At 74.8% G+C, this 16,821-nt stretch carries 16 protein-coding genes; 11 read left to right on the forward strand and 5 right to left on the reverse strand.

Going from position 1 to position 16,821, the window contains the following annotated elements; translation table 11 throughout:
• Positions 1-26: 26 nt before the first annotated feature.
• A complete protein-coding gene (locus HDA34_RS07185; protein WP_134377331.1) occupies positions 27-1,154 on the reverse strand; it encodes a YeeE/YedE family protein in 1,128 nt (375 codons plus the stop codon).
• Between the two features lie 167 nt (positions 1,155-1,321).
• On the opposite strand from HDA34_RS07185, the gene HDA34_RS07190 reads away from it, so the two are divergent.
• From HDA34_RS07190 to HDA34_RS07210, 5 genes are all read left to right on the forward strand, one after another.
• Positions 1,322-2,026, forward strand: coding sequence for a hypothetical protein (locus HDA34_RS07190; protein WP_044659358.1), 705 nt, complete (start codon positions 1,322-1,324; stop codon positions 2,024-2,026).
• 138 nt (positions 2,027-2,164) lie between these two features.
• On the forward strand, positions 2,165-3,709 hold the full coding sequence (locus HDA34_RS07195; protein ID WP_044659357.1) for an alanine/glycine:cation symporter family protein: 1,545 nt from the start codon (positions 2,165-2,167) through the stop codon (positions 3,707-3,709).
• A 98-nt stretch (positions 3,710-3,807) separates the two neighbouring features.
• Positions 3,808-4,398: a DinB family protein gene (locus tag HDA34_RS07200; protein WP_044659356.1), complete on the forward strand. Its 591-nt coding sequence runs from the start codon at positions 3,808-3,810 to the stop codon at positions 4,396-4,398.
• Between the two features lie 11 nt (positions 4,399-4,409).
• Positions 4,410-4,937: a hypothetical protein gene (locus tag HDA34_RS07205; RefSeq protein WP_036315583.1), complete on the forward strand. Its 528-nt coding sequence runs from the start codon at positions 4,410-4,412 to the stop codon at positions 4,935-4,937.
• Positions 4,938-5,125: 188 nt separating this feature from the next.
• The gene (locus tag HDA34_RS07210; protein ID WP_020627045.1) at positions 5,126-5,956 is read left to right on the forward strand and encodes an alpha/beta fold hydrolase; all 831 of its coding nucleotides are present in this window, start codon (positions 5,126-5,128) and stop codon (positions 5,954-5,956) included.
• A gap of 7 nt (positions 5,957-5,963) precedes the next feature.
• Here HDA34_RS07210 and HDA34_RS07215 read toward each other — a convergent pair whose 3' ends face one another.
• On the reverse strand, positions 5,964-6,701 hold the full coding sequence (locus HDA34_RS07215) for a Pr6Pr family membrane protein (RefSeq protein WP_020627044.1): 738 nt from the start codon (positions 6,699-6,701) through the stop codon (positions 5,964-5,966).
• A 104-nt stretch (positions 6,702-6,805) separates the two neighbouring features.
• Here HDA34_RS07215 and HDA34_RS07220 point away from each other — a divergent pair, with 104 nt between their 5' ends.
• Entirely contained in the window at positions 6,806-7,255 is a 450-nt protein-coding gene (locus HDA34_RS07220) for an SRPBCC family protein (protein WP_020627043.1), read from the forward strand.
• 45 nt (positions 7,256-7,300) lie between these two features.
• Here HDA34_RS07220 and HDA34_RS07225 read toward each other — a convergent pair whose 3' ends face one another.
• Complete coding sequence (locus tag HDA34_RS07225; protein WP_036315586.1) at positions 7,301-9,049, reverse strand: ABC-F family ATP-binding cassette domain-containing protein; 1,749 nt, start codon at positions 9,047-9,049, stop codon at positions 7,301-7,303.
• Between the two features lie 61 nt (positions 9,050-9,110).
• Here HDA34_RS07225 and HDA34_RS07230 point away from each other — a divergent pair, with 61 nt between their 5' ends.
• The 3 genes from HDA34_RS07230 to HDA34_RS07240 all read left to right on the forward strand — a co-directional run bounded on the left by HDA34_RS07230 (position 9,111) and on the right by HDA34_RS07240 (position 13,253).
• A complete protein-coding gene (locus tag HDA34_RS07230) occupies positions 9,111-10,289 on the forward strand; it encodes a cystathionine gamma-lyase (protein ID WP_095353522.1) in 1,179 nt (392 codons plus the stop codon).
• Positions 10,290-10,477: 188 nt separating this feature from the next.
• Entirely contained in the window at positions 10,478-12,109 is a 1,632-nt protein-coding gene (locus HDA34_RS07235) for an amidohydrolase (RefSeq protein ID WP_101967770.1), read from the forward strand.
• Between the two features lie 223 nt (positions 12,110-12,332).
• A complete protein-coding gene (locus tag HDA34_RS07240) occupies positions 12,333-13,253 on the forward strand; it encodes an SDR family oxidoreductase (protein WP_060973477.1) in 921 nt (306 codons plus the stop codon).
• 30 nt (positions 13,254-13,283) lie between these two features.
• Here HDA34_RS07240 and HDA34_RS07245 read toward each other — a convergent pair whose 3' ends face one another.
• Both HDA34_RS07245 and trpB read right to left on the reverse strand, forming a co-directional pair.
• Positions 13,284-13,985 carry a ZIP family metal transporter gene (locus HDA34_RS07245; RefSeq protein ID WP_044659347.1) on the reverse strand — a complete coding sequence of 234 codons (702 nt, stop codon included), beginning with the start codon at positions 13,983-13,985 and terminating at the stop codon, positions 13,284-13,286.
• Between the two features lie 54 nt (positions 13,986-14,039).
• Positions 14,040-15,341, reverse strand: a complete 1,302-nt coding sequence (gene trpB, locus HDA34_RS07250) for a tryptophan synthase subunit beta (RefSeq protein WP_196489411.1) — start codon at positions 15,339-15,341, stop codon at positions 14,040-14,042.
• A gap of 246 nt (positions 15,342-15,587) precedes the next feature.
• Here trpB and HDA34_RS07255 point away from each other — a divergent pair, with 246 nt between their 5' ends.
• Together HDA34_RS07255 and HDA34_RS07260 are read left to right on the forward strand one after the other, a co-directional pair.
• On the forward strand, positions 15,588-16,163 hold the full coding sequence (locus tag HDA34_RS07255; protein WP_044659346.1) for a hypothetical protein: 576 nt from the start codon (positions 15,588-15,590) through the stop codon (positions 16,161-16,163).
• A 92-nt stretch (positions 16,164-16,255) separates the two neighbouring features.
• A complete protein-coding gene (locus HDA34_RS07260) occupies positions 16,256-16,819 on the forward strand; it encodes a GNAT family N-acetyltransferase (protein ID WP_044659345.1) in 564 nt (187 codons plus the stop codon).
• Positions 16,820-16,821: the final 2 nt, after the last annotated feature.

The raw sequence follows: 16,821 nt of genomic DNA on the forward strand, positions 1-16,821 counted from the left end.
CAGAGGTCGTTCGTGGGCGGGTCGGCTCAGCCGATCGGCGTGAGCTTCACGGGGCGGGCCGCCCCGGCGTCCGCCGCCGCGCCCTCGGCCGAGGTGAGGCCAGAGCCGGAGGTGGGGGCCGGCGTCGTGCCCTTGCCGCGGTGGTTGAGGATGAAGAGCTTGGCCGCCAGGCCGGTGCCCAGCACCATGAACACGAGGGCGGTCCAGCCCTGGAAGCTGAAGGTCGCGGTGTTCACCATCGCGTTGCCGATGGTGCAGCCGCCGGCCCACGCCGCGCCCCAGCCCATGCCGAGGCCGCCGATGATCGAGCGGACGGTGGTCTGCGCCTCGGGAACGCGGACGCGGAACTCGCCGGAGGCCTTCGCGGCGATGAACGAGCCGATCAGCAGGCCCGTCACCATCAGCACGCCCCAGTCCACGAGCTCGAGTTCGCCCGTGCCGATGAACGCGCCGATGTTCGCGGACGGGCCGGTGATGCCCAGGCCGGACTCGCGGCCGGTCGCCCAGGAGAGCGGCCACGCGAGGATCGCCAGCACGCCGATGATCGCGGCGGTGACGAACGGGTGCCACGCCTTCTCGGTGAGCACGTGCGCGAGGCCGGTCTTGGCGGCGGGCAGGCGGAAGCGGGTCATGGCCGCCTCGCGGCGCAGGTGATGACGCACGGCCAGGCCGACGCCGGCCACGAGCAGCGCCACGAACACCCACGGGGACAGCCCCGTGAGCTGCTGGAACGAACCCGTCTGCGTCTCGACGGAGCGGACGGCCTCGGTGGTGCCGGCCAGCGGGCCCTTGCGGAACGCGGTGGCGCCCACGATGTAGAAGATCAGCGCGAACCACGAGCCCACGAGGCCCTCGCCCGCGCGGTAGTACGTGCCGGTGGCACAGCCGCCCGCGAGCACGATCGAGAAGCCGAAGATCAGGCCGCCGATGATCGTGCCGAGCCACGGGAACGTCTCCGCCTCCAGGGTGATCACGCCGAGCGCGTCGAGGGCGAACACGCCCACCGACTGGACGGCCACGATCACCATGAACGCGGTGAGCCAGCGGGTGGACCGGATGGTGAACAGGTCACGGAAGGCGCCCGTGACGCAGAAGCGTCCGCGCTGGAACACGAAGCCCAGGACGAGGCCGAGGAGGAGTCCGGTGATGATCATGCCTGCCATGAGACAGTGTGCGGCCGGGCCCGCGCGCCGCGCAGGACGCGCGGGGTAACAGTCGCAGAGCTGTGCCGGGGACGGCGCGCGGCGGCGCCGTGGGCGACGCTTGACCCTCCCCTTGGGGGAACGCCCACGCTGGGATCACCTGAGAGAGAGGTCGCCCCATGAGCCCCCTGATGACCGTCGGCGAGTTCGCCCTCGCCACCGGACTGAGCGCGAAGGCGCACGCGGCCGAGCTGCGACGCCGCCGCGACCTCGAGGACCGCGCGCTCGCGCTCGCGGTCGCCGGTGTCTACGCGGCCCCGGATCCCGACGACGACGGCGGCCCCGCCCGTCCCGGCCCCGTGGCGGAGCGCACGGTCGGGCCGACGCCGTGGGCCGGCGTCGTGCAGCGGGTGGCCCTGGACGAGGCCGGTGAGGAGTCGACCACCGAGCGCGCGAACGCCGCCTTCGCGACGCTGTTCCAGGCACTCGCGGAGGCGGGGTCGGCACCCGCCGGGCCGCTGTGGACGGCGCTGCGTCCGGTGCCGGGCGCCGCCGACGTCGTGGAGACCGTCCTGGCCGTCCCGCTGAGCGGCCCGGCTCCCGCGGGTCTCAGGGTCGACGGGCACGAGGTGGTGGCCGGGACGCTGCCGCGCCGCGTGGAGCGGTACGTGGACGTGCGGGCCGACACGGGCGAGGTCGACCTGCTCGACGACGCCCCCGGCGGCGCGCTGCCCCATCCGGATCTGCTGGGGCTCATGGACGCGTTCGACATGGAGGACGCCGGTGCCGCGCCGGAGATCCGCCAGATCCTCGCGGACCCGGAGGCCGGACACATCGAGCTGGCGGTGACAGTGCGGGAGGAGGCGGGAGCGGGGCAGGGGTGAGCCGGTGCGGGGGCGGCACGGCGTGTCTGGCCGGCCGACCCTGCCGGTCCCGCGCGGACCCCCGGGGGCTCAGGGGTGCCCGGGGTGGCCCGAATGTGATGGAGTGCACGGATCCTGTCCGCGACCTGGGAAGTGACCATGGAGCAGTTCGTCACCGCCGCCAACTCGATCATGTGGAGCCTGCCCATGGTCGTCGGGCTCCTCGCCCTGGGCCTGTACTTCACGATCCGCATGGCGGCTCCCCAGGTGCGGCTGCTCAAGGACATGGTGGGCCAGCTGGTCAGGGGAGGATCGTCGTCGGCGGGGATCAGCTCGTTCCAGTCGTTCGCCATGGCCCTGGGCGGGCGCATCGGGGTCGGCAACATCGCGGGCGTCGCGGCCGCGATCTACCTGGGCGGCCCGGGCGCGCTGTTCTGGATGTGGGTGACGGCGATCCTCGGCGCCCCCGTGGCGCTCGTGGAGAGCTCGCTGGCGCAGCTCTACAAGCACAAGGTCCGCGGCGAGTACCGCGGCGGGCCCGCGTACTACATCCTCGAGGGGCTCGGCCGGAACTGGCGGTGGCTGGCGGTCGCGTACGCCGCGGCCACCGTGTTCGCGACGGTCTTCACCGGCCCGCAGATCCAGGCCAACGCCGTCACCGCCGCCACGACCGAGGCATGGGGTTGGGATCCGCTGTGGGTGGGTCTCGGGATGGCCGTGCTGTTCTGCGTGATCGTGTTCGGCGGCATGCACCGCCTGGGCCGCACGGTGGGCCTCGTGGTCCCGTTCATGGCCGGCGCGTACATCCTGGTGGGGCTGCTCGTCGTCGGGCTCATGTGGCAGCAGGTCCCCGCGATGTTCGGGCTGATCTTCTCCAGCGCGCTGGGCCTGGACTCGGTCTACGGCGGCATCCTCGGTGCCGCCGTCGCGTGGGGCGTGCGCCGTGCCGTGTACTCCACCGAGATCGGCACCGGTTCGGGCGCCCAGGCCTCGGCGGCCGCCCACGTCTCCCACCCCGTGAAGCAGGGCCTGGCCCAGGCGTTCTCCGCCTACGTGGACACCCTGTTCGTCTGCACCATGACCGGCCTGATGATCCTCGCCACGAACAGCTTCAACGTGCTGGGCCCGGACGGGGAGAGTCTGCTCGCGGAGCACGTGCCCGGCGTCGAGGAGGGCCCGGCGTGGGTCCAGATCGCCATCGACGAGGCACTGCCCGCCTTCGGCCCGTCCTTCGTGGCGATTGCCGTCTTCCTCTTCTCCTTCACCACCCTGCTCTCCTTCGCGTTCTACGCGGAGACGAATGTCGCCTACCTCATCCCGAACAAGACGGCGCAGCGCGCGGTCATCGCGATCGCCCGGCTGATGCTGGCCGGCTCCATGGTGTTCGGGTCCGTGCAGAGCTCGGCCCTCGTGTGGGCGTTCGCCGACTTCGGCGTCGGCCTCTACACGTGGGTGAACATCGTGGCACTCATCCTGCTGAGCCCCGTGGCCATCCGGCTGTTCAAGGACTACGACCGCCAGCGCCGAGCGGGCCAGGACCCCGTGCTGGATCCGGCGGCGATCGGCGTCCGCAACGCCCGCCTGTGGGAGCAGATCCACGCGGCCTACGAGCGCACCGGGGACGTGGACGAGGCCATGGACCACGTCGCGGACACCGCCCCGGACACCCGGGCCATCACCGTGGTCCCGCGCCGGGAGGGCTGAGGACCGACGACGGCGGCCCGGGGCGCCGGACGTCCGCGACGACGTCGGGCCACGGGCCAGGGCCGTCCGCGCGGCCTGAATCCCGGCAGGCTCACCCCATGGACCACAAGGAGATCCTCCATCAGGGGCTGCGCCGGCAGCGCGACGCCCTCTTCGCGAAGCTGGACGGCCTGCCCGAGCGGGAGGTCCGCCTGCCCCGCACCCCCACCGGCACCAACCTGCTGGGCCTGCTCAAGCACGCGGCCACGTGCGAGCTCGAGTACTTCGGCGAGGTCTTCGGCCGCCCCGCCGGCATCCCCCTGCCCTGGGACGCGCCGGGGGTGGGCGAGGAGAACGGCGCGGACCTGTTCGCCGCCGAGGACGAGACCCTCGAGGACGTCCTCGACTACGCGCGGCGATGCTTCGCGCACGCGGACGCGACCATCGAGGCCCTCGTCCTCGACGCGCGGGGGCGGGTCCCCTGGTGGCCCGCGCACCTGGCCGAGGTGACTCTGGCGCAGATCCTCTCCCACGTGGCCCTCGACGCGGCCCGCCATGCCGGCCACGCCGACATCCTGCGCGAGGGGATCGACGGGCAGGCCGGCCTGCGCGGCCCCGGGGACAACCTGCCCGGCTGGGACGCCGAGCGGTGGGCCGCGCACGTGCGGCGGCTCGAGGGGATCGCCCGGGGTGCGGGCCCGGTGCGCTAGCGTCCGCGGTGATGACTCCCCGCTCGCTCGCCGGTCTGGCCCTCACCGTCGCCGCCCTGATGTCCGCCTTCGTGCTGATGGCGCCGACGGCGCCGGGGCTGTTCGTCGGCGTGCTCACGGTGGGGACCTTCGGGTTCGGCCCGTTCTACGGGGAGCCCTCGCGGCAGCTCGTGGACCGGCCGTGGAGGCGGGACACGCGCTGGCGCGATCTCGCCCGCCGGGTCCGCACCGACTGGCTCTCCCGGCAGCTGGGCGCCGTCGGCTGGAACGCGGCCATCAGCCGCCGCATCACCGGCCGGGCCGACCTGCGGCGCATCCGCACCGCCGCCGTGGGCTCCCTCGTCAGCCACGCCGCCTCCGCGGGTCTGCACGCGGTGGCGGGCGTGGCGCTGGCGGCCGTCGGGCATCCGGTCTGGGGCGTGGTCGCGGTGGCCCTGGGGCTCGTGGTGCACGCCTGGCCAGCCCTGCTGCAGGTCTCCGTGCTCGGGCGCATCGACGGACTCCAGACGCAGATCCGCGGGGACCAGCTGCTCTGGTGACCGGCCGGCACCGGGCGGCCCGGCCGAGCACTTTGTGGGCCGAATCCGACGGATGAGCCCCTGAATCGGGCACGGGAGCGTCGCATTCGGCCCGCAAAGCGGTGGGGAGGGGGCAGCGGGGAGAGGGCGGCGAGGAGAGGGCGGCGGGGAGAGGGCGGCACCGCGCGCTCAGCCCTACGCTCGGACCCATGACCGAGCACACATCCGAGCACACCCCCGAGAACCCCCACGTCGTCCGCCGCGGCTCCGGCGTCCCGCTGATCGCGGTGCACGGCAACAGCGTGGACCACCGGCTGCTGCTGCCGCTCGACGACGCCCTCGCCGAGGCCGGGGAGGTCGAGCGGATCTACGTGGACCTGCCGGGCTTCGGCCGGACCTCGGCCCTCCAGGACGACGGCGGCCTCCCCGAGCTCGCCGCCTGGCTCGTGGACTGGATCCGCGCGGAGGTCGGCGAGCGGCCGTTCGCGGTGCTCGGCAACTCCCTCGGCGGCCTGCTCGCCCGGCACGTGGCGGCCGAGTTCGGCGCGCAGGTGTTGGGGCTGGGGCTGCTCGCGCCCGTCGTCGACCCGGACGAGGACCGGCGCACCCGCACCGACCTGGTGGTGCGCGAGCGCGACGACGCCTTCATGTCTACCCTCGACCCCGACGACGCCGCCCCGTTCCTCGAGATGTCCCCGCGGCTGACGCGGGACACGTGGGAGCGGTTCCGCGAGCACGCGCTGCCGGGCGTCCGCGCCGTGGACGAGGAGGCGCTGAAGCGCCTGTCCGCGCGCTACGTCCTGGACGCCGTGCCGGAGGAGGCCGCGCCGCCGTTCGAGGGGCCCGCCCTGATCCTCACCGGCCGGGAGGACCACCTCGTCGGCTACCGGGACCAGGCCGCGCTCCTGGAGCATTACCCGCGCGCCACCTACGCGGCGCTCGACGCCGCCGGCCACAACGTGCACCTGGACCAGCCGGAGGTCGCCGAGGCGCTCGTCCGCGCGTGGGCGGTGCAGGTGGGCCGCGCGGCGTCGGACTGAGGCGGGGTCAGGGGGAGGGACGGGCCTCCACCCGGGCCTCCGCCTCGGCGCCCGCCCCCACCCCGACGCCGGCCCGCGCCAGCAGGCCGTCGGCCACCCGCAGCAGGGCGGCGACCGCCACGAAGAACACGAGGATCGCCACCACGTAGACGGCGACGCCGTCGTAGCCCAGCCGCGGGACGTCCAGGATCGTGTACGGGTACCAGTCCAGCCACGGCCCGCGCAGCAGCGTGAACGCCAGCCAGGCGAGCGGGATGAGCGTAGACAACCACACCACCCGCCACGTGATCTGCCGCCGCGGCCCGAAGACCGCCCACAGCACCGGGGTGAGGATCGGCGTGACGATGTGCTGCAGGGTGTCGTTGAACCGCTCGACGGCGGTCATCGGGTCGGCGTCCCGCAGCAGCACGTTGAACACCACGCCCGTGATCACGATGCACACCACCCCCGTCACCCGCAGCACCCGGAACAGCGTGCCCGGCCGGTGCAGGCGCAGCGCCAGCAGCAGGGACGTCAGCCCCACCAGGAAGTTCGAGAGGAACGTGAAGTACGTGGGCTGGTTGAGCATGTGCTCCCAGCCGCCCTCGAGCACGCCCGCGTAGCCCGCGTCGGCCGGCAGGTCCGAGGACTTCCACGAGCCGATCCACAGTGAGAGCAGGTTGCCGCCCAGGGACAGGGCCGCGGCGACGGCGAAGGCAGGCCGCGCCGTCGTCGTCCAGCGGCCGGAGGGGGTGGGGAGGGTCATGCGCCCATCCTGCCGGAGCGCGACGCCGCCCCCGGTGCACTGGCCGAGCCGCTCGGGCCGGCGGGCGTGTCCCGGCCGGCGGTCCGGACCCTACGCTCGGCACCATGATCCGGACCCCCTGGACCCGCACCCCCGCCGGCGCGAGGCGCGCGCGCCGCCCCCGACAGTTCCGCCGCGTGACGACGACCGGGCCCGCCGCCGTGGACGTGGCCTGGGCCCGCTACGCCGACCTGCGCCTGTGGCCGCGGTGGGCTCCGCAGATCCGCGCCGTGGAGGCGCCACGGCGCCGGCTGCGGGCCGGGCTTCGCGGCGTGGTCCACGCGCCCCTGGGGCTGCGCGTCCCGTTCGTGGTCGAGGAGGTCGACGACGACGCCCGCACCTGGCGGTGGACGGTGCGGGTGGCCGGGACGGCGGTCTCCATGACGCACGACCTCACCGCCACCCCCCGCGGCACCCGGGCGGGGCTGACGGTCCACGGGCCCGCCGTCGTCGCCCTGGCCTACCGACTGCCGGCCCGCGTGGCGCTGCGGCGGCTGTGCCGGGCGCACCTCTGAGGGCGGACCGCCGGGCCGGGCCTGTGGCCAGGGGCCCCGCCCGCCTCACACCGCCGCGGCGTCGGTCCGCAGCTCGACGCGCGGCCAGTCGGCGAGGTCGGCGAGCATCTGCCGGTCGTGGGTCACCACGACGACGGCCTGCTCCGTGACCTGCAGGGCCTCGGTCATCTCGTCCACGAGCGCGGGGGAGAGGTGGTTCGTCGGCTCGTCCAGCAGCAGCACGTGGGGGCGCTCGATGAGCACCATCGCCAGGTGCAGACGGGCCTGCTGCCCCTGGGACAGGCGTCCGACCGGGGTGTCCGCGGCCTCGGCGGTGAGCAGCCCGAGCGAGGGCAGCGTGGGGGCCGGCAGGGGACGGCCCAGGTCGTCGACGCCGGCCTCGTCCGCGCCGACGCGGCGCACGTGCTCCTCGAACACGGCGGCGGCGGTGCGCTCCTCGTCCCACGCGGGGGTCTCCTGCGCCACGAGGCGCACGCGCACGTCGGCGCCCACGGTCACCAAGCCGCTCGTGGGCTCCAGGTCCCCGGCGAGCACGCGCAGCAGCGTGGACTTCCCGGCCCCGTTCGGGCCCGTCACCAGCACGCGGCCGCCCGGCACGAGGGCCGCGCCCATCGGCTGCTCGAGCCGCCCGGCCACGCGCACGGCGTCCGCGGTGAGCAGGACGTCGTCGCCCGCCGTGCCCGGCCCGCCCGCCGTGCCCGCCGCCGCGTCCGCGCCGTCCCGCGGGTCGCCGTCGGGCATGTCCGCGAACGGCCAGTCCAGGCGCAGGGGCGGCTCGGGCACGGTGATCCGGTGCGCCTCCAGCTCGTCGAAGCGCCGGTTGAACATCTGCACGATCCCCGCCGACCGGCTCGAGCGCTGGTGCTTGCCGGTGCCCTTCGGGGGCCGCCACGAGCCCTGCATCTGCTCCCGCGCGTCCTCCACGGCCAGCTCCAGCCGCTCGCGCTCGGCGTTCTGCTCGGCGTACTCCTGCTCCCAGGCGGCCCGGGCGCGGCGGCGCCCCTTCGCCCAGCCGGCGTACCCGCCGGAGTACCGCCGCGGCCGCCCGTCCTGGCTGGGATCCAGGTCCACGATGTCGGTGCACACGGCGCGCAGCAGGGCGCGGTCGTGGCTGACGACGGCGACCCCGCCCGGGTGCTCCACCAGCCGGCGGGTGAGGAAGTCCAGGGCGACGTCGTCCAGGTGGTTGGTCGGCTCGTCCAGCAGCAGCAGGTCCGGCCGGGAGCCGAGGGTGACGGCCAGGCGCACCCGGTGGCGCTGGCCGACCGAGAGCGATGTGAGGGGGCGCTCGCGGTCCGTGCACGCGTGCAGCCCCTCGAGGTCCATGTCCACGCGCCGGCCGGCGTCCCAGGCGTCGTAGAGGTGGGCCCGCTCCAGCGCGGTGGAGTACCGGTGTCCGGCGCCGGCGTCGTCGGGGGCCTCGGCCAGGGCGGCCGCGGCGGCGTCCAGGGCCTCGAGTGCGGCGTGCGGGCCCGTGAGGGCGTCGCGGACCAGGTCGCCCACCGTGCGGGAGCGCCCGTCGGCCCGCGCCCGCAGCGCCTGCGGGACGAACGCGAGCGTGCCCGCCCGCGTCACGCGGCCGACGTCGGGCGTGATCCGGCCCGTGAGCACGTGGAGCAGCGTGGTCTTGCCGCGCCCGTTCTCACCCACGATCCCGAGCCGCGAGCCGGCGTTGATCCGCACCGTGGCGTCCGTGAGCACGCGGTGCCCGCCGAGCGAGACGGTCAGGTGCTCGCCGCGCAGGTGGGCGGCGGGCCCGGCGGGCAGGGCGGGGGAGGGAGGGCCGGAGGTCATGTCCGCCAGTCTAGGGAGGGGGCGCGCTGCCGCGTCCGGGGTCGGGACTACGCTCGGGGCCATGTCCGCCGCCCCGCCGCCGCCCGCCTTCGGCACCGTCCTGCACCACCGCGCCCACGGGATGGCCCCGGGGGAGTCCATCTCCCCGCCGCTGGTCCACGCGAGCGCGTTCCACCTGCCCGGCGCGGACCCGGACGGCGCCCCCACCGCCCCCGGCGCGGACGTGCCTTTCCAGTACGCGCGCTGGGCCACGCCCACCTGGTCCGCGCTCGAGGCCGCCCTGGGCGCGCTGGAGGACGCCGACGTCGCCGTGGTCCCCTCCGGCATGGCCGCGATCGCCGCCGTCCTGCTGCCCCTGCTGCACCCGGGGGACCGCGCCCTCCTGCCCGCGGACGGCTACGGGCCCACCCGCGCCCTCGCCGCCGAGCACCTCACGCCCCGAGGCGTGCACGTGGACCTGGTCGCCACCCAGGGGCTCGCCCATGCGGACCTGAGCGGCTACGACCTGGTGCTCGTGGAGACCCCCTCCAACCCGGGGCTGCGCGTGGCGGACCTGGCGGACGTCGCCGCCCGCGCCCACGCGAACGGCCGCCGGGACGGCGCGGGGGCCCTCGTGGTGGTGGACAACACGCTGCTGACCCCCCTGGGGCAGCGCCCGCTGGAGCTGGGGGCGGACGTGGTCATGGCCTCGGACACGAAGGCCGTCAACGGGCACACGGACGCCCTCGGCGGGCACGTGGCCAGCCGGGACCCGCAGGTGATGGCGCGGGTGCGCGGCTGGCGGACCCTGGCCGGCGGGATCCTGGGCACCCACGAGGCCTGGCTCATCCACCGCGGTCTCGAGACCCTCGAGGTCCGCTTCGCCCGGATGTGCGCCTCGGCGCAGGCGGTCGCGGAGCTGGCCGCGGGCCACCCGGCGGTGCGCGCCGTGGTCTACCCGGGGCTGGCGGACCACCCGGACGCGGAGGTCGTGGCGCGTCAGATGACGGCGGCGGGCGGCCTCGTCGGGCTGCGGTTCGCGGACGCGGCGGCGGCCGAGCGGTTCATCGCCGCGGCGCAGTACGTGGTGCCGCAGACCAGCTTCGGCGGCACGCACACGGCGGCCGAGCGCCGCGCCCGCTGGGGCGACGACGTCCCGGACGGTTTCGTGCGTCTGTCCGTGGGCGTGGAGCCCACCGCCGAGCTGCTGGCCGACCTGGAACGCGCGATGACCGCCGCGGGCGGCGGGCCGACCGCCTGACCCGCGCCCTCCGCACTTTGTGGGCCGAATACGACTCTCCCGGGGGCTCTGGGGCCCGGGAGAGTCGTATTCGGCCCTGAAAGTGAGCGCCGCCGAGACCTCACCCTGACCCGCGTCCCGGCTACGCTCGCGGACGAGGCCGCCCACCCGCGCCTCGCCCGCCCGCCCCGCCCCAGGAGACCCGCCCCATGCAGCTCGACCTGATCGTGGAGAACGCCCGCCTCATCACCGGCGACCCCGCCCGCCCGTCGGCCTCGCGGCTGGGGGTGTGGCGGGGCGTCGTCGTCGGGGTGGACGAGGAGCTGGACGGCTTGACGGCGCGCGAACGCCTCGACGCGCGGGGGCGCACCGTCCTCGCCGGGTTCAACGACGCCCACGCGCACAGCGTCTGGTTCGGCCAGTCCCGGCTGGACGTGGACCTCGAGGGTGCGCGCACCGCGGAGGAGGTCCACCGCCGGGTCCGCGCCCGCGCCGCCGAGCTCGACCCCGGCGCCTGGGTGACGTGCACCGGCTTCGATCCCGGCCACCTCACCGGCCCCCAGCCGGACCGGGACAGCCTCGACGCCGCCGCCTCCGGGCGCCCCGTGCTCATCCGCCACAACACGGGCCACGCCGTCACGGTGTCCGGGGCGGTGCTGGTCCTGGCCGGCGTGGGGGAGCAGGTGCTGCAGCAGCCCGAGGGCGGGCGGATCCTCACGGACGCCGCCGGCCGGCCCACCGGTCTGTTGGAGGAGACCGCCATGAGCCTGGTGACCCGGCTGCTGCAGCCGGAGTCCCACGAGCACATCGGCGCGTGCCTGGCGCGGGCGTCGCAGGAGTACGCGGCCGAGGGCATCACCTCGGTGACCGATGCGGGGGTGGCCGGCGGGTGGATCGGGCACAGCCCGCTCGAGTTCGGCGCGTATCAGCGCGCCCGGGACGCGGGGCTGCTGCGCACCCGCTTCCAGACGATGGTCGCCCTGGATGCGCTGCGCCCGGTGGACGGCCACCCCGACGACGGCACGCACCTCACCCTCGACGCCGGCGTGCGCACGGGGGTGGGCGACGAGTGGCTGCAGATCGGGCCGGCGAAGGTGTTCACGGACGGGTCGATGCTCGGGCAGACCGCCGCGATGACCGAGGACTACTGCGGGCACGGCCACGGCCGCGGCTACCTGCAGCAGGACGCGGGGGAGATGCGCCGGGCGTGCCTCGGTGCGGCGGCCGCCGGCTGGGCCCTGGCCCTGCACGCGATCGGCGACGCCGCCCTCGACTTCGCCCTCGACGTGATCGCCGAGGCGCGGGGCCGGTTCGGGCGGCCCGTGATGCCGCACCGCGTGGAGCACGGCGGGGTGGTCCGCGACGACCAGGTGGCCCGCATGGCCGAGCTGGAGGTCGTGATGGCCACCCAGCCGAACTTCATCGGTGCGTTCGGCGGGTCGGTGCGGGAGCGGATCGGGCCGGAGCGGGCCGCGCTGTCGTACCCGGCCGGCCGGCTGCTGCGTGCGGGCCTGGTGCTGCCCGGCAGCTCGGACCGCCCCGTGGCCGGCGGCCGCCCGCTGGAGGTCATCCAGGACTTCGTGCTGCGCCGCACCGAGACCGGCGAGCAGTACGGCCCGGACGCGGAGCGGCTCACGGTGGCCGAAGCCCTGCACGCCTACACGGTCGGCTCCGCGGAGGCGACCGGCTGGGGCGGCCGCAAGGGACGGCTCGTCGCAGGCCAGCTCGCGGACTTCACGGTGCTCAGCGAGGACCCGCGCGCGGTGCCGAGCGACCAGATCGCGGCGATCGACGTCGTCGCCACCGCCGTGGGCGGGGAGTTCGTGCACGGCGGGCTGTGACGCCCGGCCCCGGCACCGGCCCCGACTCCTCGCGACGAGCCCTGCGATATGGCCCCTAAACGCGTGGTTTAGGGGCCATATCGCAGGGCTCGTCATCCAGGGGAGCGGGTGGGGCACGTCCGGTGACCCGGGGATCAGCCGTGGCGCCGCCGGGGGGCTGCTCCCTACGCTCGGAGGACGGCGCGCAGACCGCGCGTCGCCCCGAGACCGTGAGGAGCACCCCGTGGCGCACGACGACGCGAACACCACCACCACCGACCAGCTCACCCTGCAGGACCCCACGAAGCGCTACCCCGTGATCAGCCCGCCGGAGCAGTCGCTGCCGGGCACCGGCCTGGACGCGGAGATGACGCCGAAGGCCGACCTGGGTGAGAAGTCCTACCGCGGCACCGGCCGTCTCGAGGGCCGCAAGGCGCTCATCACCGGCGGTGACTCCGGCATCGGCGCGGCCACCGCGATCGCGTTCGCGCGCGAGGGCGCCGACGTCGTCATCAGCTACCTGCCCGAGGAGGAGAAGGACGCCCAGCACGTCCTCGAGGTCCTGCAGGCGGAGGGGCGCACCGCCGCTGGGATCCCCGGCGACCTGCGCGACAAGACGTTCTGCGCCGACCTCGTGGCCCAGGCGGTCGAGAAGCTCGGCGGGCTGGACGTGCTGGTGAACAACGGCGGCAAGCAGGTGGCGCAGGACTCGATCGAGGACATCGACGACGAGCAGCTCGAGGCCACCTTCGACATCAACATCCTGGCCCAGTTCCGCCTGGTCAAGGCCGCCCTGCCGCACCTGAAGCCGGGCTCCACGATCATCAACACCACCTCCGTGGTCGCCTACATGGCCCCGGAGCAGCTGGTGGACTACTCCGCCACGAAGGCCGCCATCAACACCTTCACGAAGGCCCTGGGCCAGCAGCTGGCCCCGAAGGGCATCCGCGTGAACGCCGTGGCGCCCGGTCCGATCTGGACCCCGCTGCAGCCCTCCGGCGGCCAGAAGTCGGAGGACCTGCCGGAGTTCGGCCAGTCCACCCCGCTGGGCCGCGCCGGGCAGCCCACCGAGCTGGCCCCGGCCTACGTGTTCCTGGCCTCGCCGGAGTCCTCCTATGTGGTGGGCGCGACCATCCCGGTGACCGGCGGCATGCCCACCCCGTGACCGGAGTCGGGCGTTCCTGTCCCTGGGCGGTCACACCACCAGGGACAGGAACGCGCCGAGCGCGAAGCCGACCACGGTGAGCAGCCCGGCCTTCTCCCCGCCCTTCTCTCGGGCCTCGGGGATCATCGTGTCGATCAGCATGACCAGCAGGGCGCCGGCCGCGAACCCCTGGATGCCGCCGGTCAGGGTGGGGGAGGCGACGTCGGCGATCAGCCCGCCGCCCCACGTCGCCAGAGCGCAGACCACCGCCACGAGCGACCACTGGACCAGCAGGTGGCGCCGCGTCTTGCCGCCGTCGAGGGAGTCGGCCGTGGCGGCGATGGACTCGGGCAGGTTGGACATGAAGATCGCCACGAGCAGCGCAAGGGAGACGCCCTCGCCCGCGGCCAGCCCGATGCCCAGCACGAGCTGCTCCGGGATGCCGTCCAGCAGCGCGCCCACGGTCAGCGCCGCGCCCGAGGACGAGCCGCCGGACCTCGCGGCGGAGCGCTCCACCGCACGGTCGCCGAGGAAGTAGGCGGCCGCGCCGAGCGTCAGCCCGATGCCGACGGCGGCAGGTCCGGCCGCCTGCACGCCCGCCTCCGCGAGCTCGAAGGACACGGACGCGATCAGGGCGCCGGCGCCGAAGGCGAGCACGAGTCCGATCGTGCCCATGTGCCAGCGGCGCAGGGTCGCCAGGACGGCGCCCACGAGCAGGGAGGACGCGGCGACCGCGCCCCACATCAGGGTCATCACGGCAGCCAGGCTACGCGCTGACCGGGGGCGACGCCGGGCCGCCGCCTCAGCTCACCGCACGACCTCGTCCGCCTCGCCCGTGAGCCCGAGCTTCTCGGCCACGTAGTCCACGTCCTTGTCTCCGCGGCCGGAGAGGTTGACCAGGATCCGCGCGTCCCGGCCCATCTGCGGGGCGAGGCGGATCGCGTGCGCCACGGCGTGCGCGGACTCGAGCGCGGGGATGACGCCCTCGAGCCGCGTGAGCCGCTGGAACGCGTCGAGCACGGCCGCGTCGTCCTCGGCCACGTACCGGACGCGGCCGACGCTCGCGAAGTGGGCGTGCTGTGGACCGACGCCCGGGTAGTCCAGGCCCGAGGCGATCGAGTGCACGGGATCCGGGGTGCCGTCGTCGTCGGCGAGGACGAGGGTGGCCATGCCGTGGAGGACGCCGTCGCGGCCCTGGGTCATGGTCATCGCGTGCTCGCCCTTGGTCGCGGAGCGGCCGCCGGGCTCGACGCCCACGAGCGCGACGTCGGCGTCGTCGAGGAACGCGGTGAACGCGCCCATCGCGTTGGAGCCGCCGCCCACCGCGGCGACGACGGCGCTGGGCAGCGCCCCGAACCGCTCCTGGAACTGGGCGCGGGCCTCGCGGCCGACCACGGACTGGAAGTCGCGGATCATCGTGGGGAACGGGTGCGGGCCCACCACGGAGCCGATCGCGAACAGGTACTTCTCCGGGTTCGCCGCGTACACCTCGAACGCCGAGTCCACGGCCTCCTTCAGGGAGCGGCCCTCGCGCTCCACCGAGACGACCTTCGTGCCGAGCAGGCGCATGCGCACCACGTTGGGGTGCTGCTTGGCCACGTCGATCGCGCCCATGTGGATCTCGCAGTCGAGGCCGACCATCGCGGCCGCCGTCGCCAGGGCCACGCCGTGCTGGCCGGCGCCGGTCTCCGCGATCAGGCTGCGCTTGCCCATGCGCTTGGCGAGCAGCGCCTCGCCGATCGTGTGGTTGATCTTGTGGGCGCCCGTGTGGTTCAGGTCCTCGCGCTTGAGCACGATCCGTGCGCCGCCGAGCTCGTCGGAGAGGCGGTCCAGCGGGGTCAGGGGGGAGGGGCGCCCGACGGCGTCGCGCAGCAGGCGTCGGTATTCGGCGTAGAACTCGGGGTCCTGGCGCGCCTCGGCGTACGCGCGGGCGACCTCGGCCATGGGGCCGGCCAGCTGCGGGGGCAGGTGGGCGCCGCCGTACTGGCCGAACATGCCGTCCGCGGAGACGTCCAGGTCCGGGGTGGTGACGAGGTCGCAGGCCTCGGCGAGGGTGCGGGGCTCGGGGGCGCCTCTCAGGGCGTTGTCCTCGGGGTTGCGGTGGGTCATCGGGGGTCCTCCTGGGATGGGGCCCGCCGGAGCCGCTCATGACCGAGCCGCCCGGCAGGCGAGCGGCTCGTCGTGTCAGATGCGCATGACCGGGGCCGCCCTCAGGCGGTCCACCACTGCTGCGCGCGCATCTGCATGGGGCCAGCGTACTGCACATCGGGCGGCGTGGGTCTCACCATGTGATTGCAAATCTCAGAATATGGACATCGCTCCCCGTCTCAGTGAATCGCGATTCACCCTGGATCCATGACCATCACCGCCGTCGACACCCCGTCCCCGACCGCCGAGGCCGCCGCTGTGCTCGCCGCCACTCCGGGCATGCGGTACGCCGAGTTCCTCACCGCCGCCCCCGCAGTGCCCGGCATCGTGGCCGTGGTGGCCGAGGAGTCAGCCCGTGCCGCCCTGGGCCTCACCCCCGCCGCCGGTGATGTCCTCGCCGTCGACGTGGCCGACGAGAGCCTGCAGCGCCGCGAGGTGCGCGCCGCCTTCCAGTCCGGTCGTACCGGCGTCTCACCGCTGCGCCAGGCGTTCGCCGCCCTGCTGGCGGGCGAGCTCGGCCTGGATGTGGAGCGCACCAGCCCGGGTGCGGCGGGGGTGGGCTTCGCCCTCACCCCGGAGTCCGAGGAGACGCTCACGGCGTGGATGCGGGAGCACCTGACGCTGCGCGCCTGGGTCGCCCAGGACGCCTCCGCCCTCGAGGGGGTCGCCCGAGAGGTGGCCGCCGATCTCGCCCCGGCCCTGCAGCCGGGCGCTCTGGAGGCCCCTGTGGCGCAGCGGGTCGCGGCCATGAGGGCCTCCGCCCGCCGTTCCGCCACGCTCTGAGCCGGCCGGGCGCCGGAGGCGACGCCCTCGTCCGTGGCGCTCGGTCTCGTCGTGCCGGGAGATCACCCCGAGTCCGCTGACAGGATGGGTGCATGAAGCACGAGATCGTCCTCACCCGCGGGGACCTCACCCTGCGCCCCCTCTCACCCACCGACGGCCCCGCCCTGCGCGAGCTCGTCGACGCGGTCATGTGGGCGGGGAACAGCGCGCCTCTGCCGGTGGACGGTGCGGCCATGTCCGCGCACCTCGCCGAGCTGATCGAGCGGGAGGGCACCTTCGCGTTCGCCGTCGAGCAGGGCGGGGAGCTGGTGGGGCGCACGAGCCTCTATGACCTGGTGCCGGGGCTGCGGGTGGAGGTGGGGCACACGGTCTACGCCCGTCGGGTGTGGGGCACCTCCGTGAACCCCGGCTGCAAGCTGCTGTTGTTCGGGCACGCGTTCGAGGAATGGACGCTGGAGCGGGTGGCCCTGCGCTGCGACCACCGCAACGCCCGTTCGCACGCCGCCATCGCCCGTCTGGGGGCGACGTTCGAGGGCACTCTGCGCCGCTTCCGTCCGGCGGCGGACGGCACGATCGCCGACGTCGACTACTTCAGCGTGGTGCGCGAGGAGTGGCCCGCGGTGCGCGCCGGGCTCGAGGCGCGCCTGGCCGCCTAGGG

Source organism: Micrococcus luteus, assembly GCF_014138885.1.
GTDB lineage: Bacteria > Actinomycetota > Actinomycetes > Actinomycetales > Micrococcaceae > Micrococcus > Micrococcus luteus.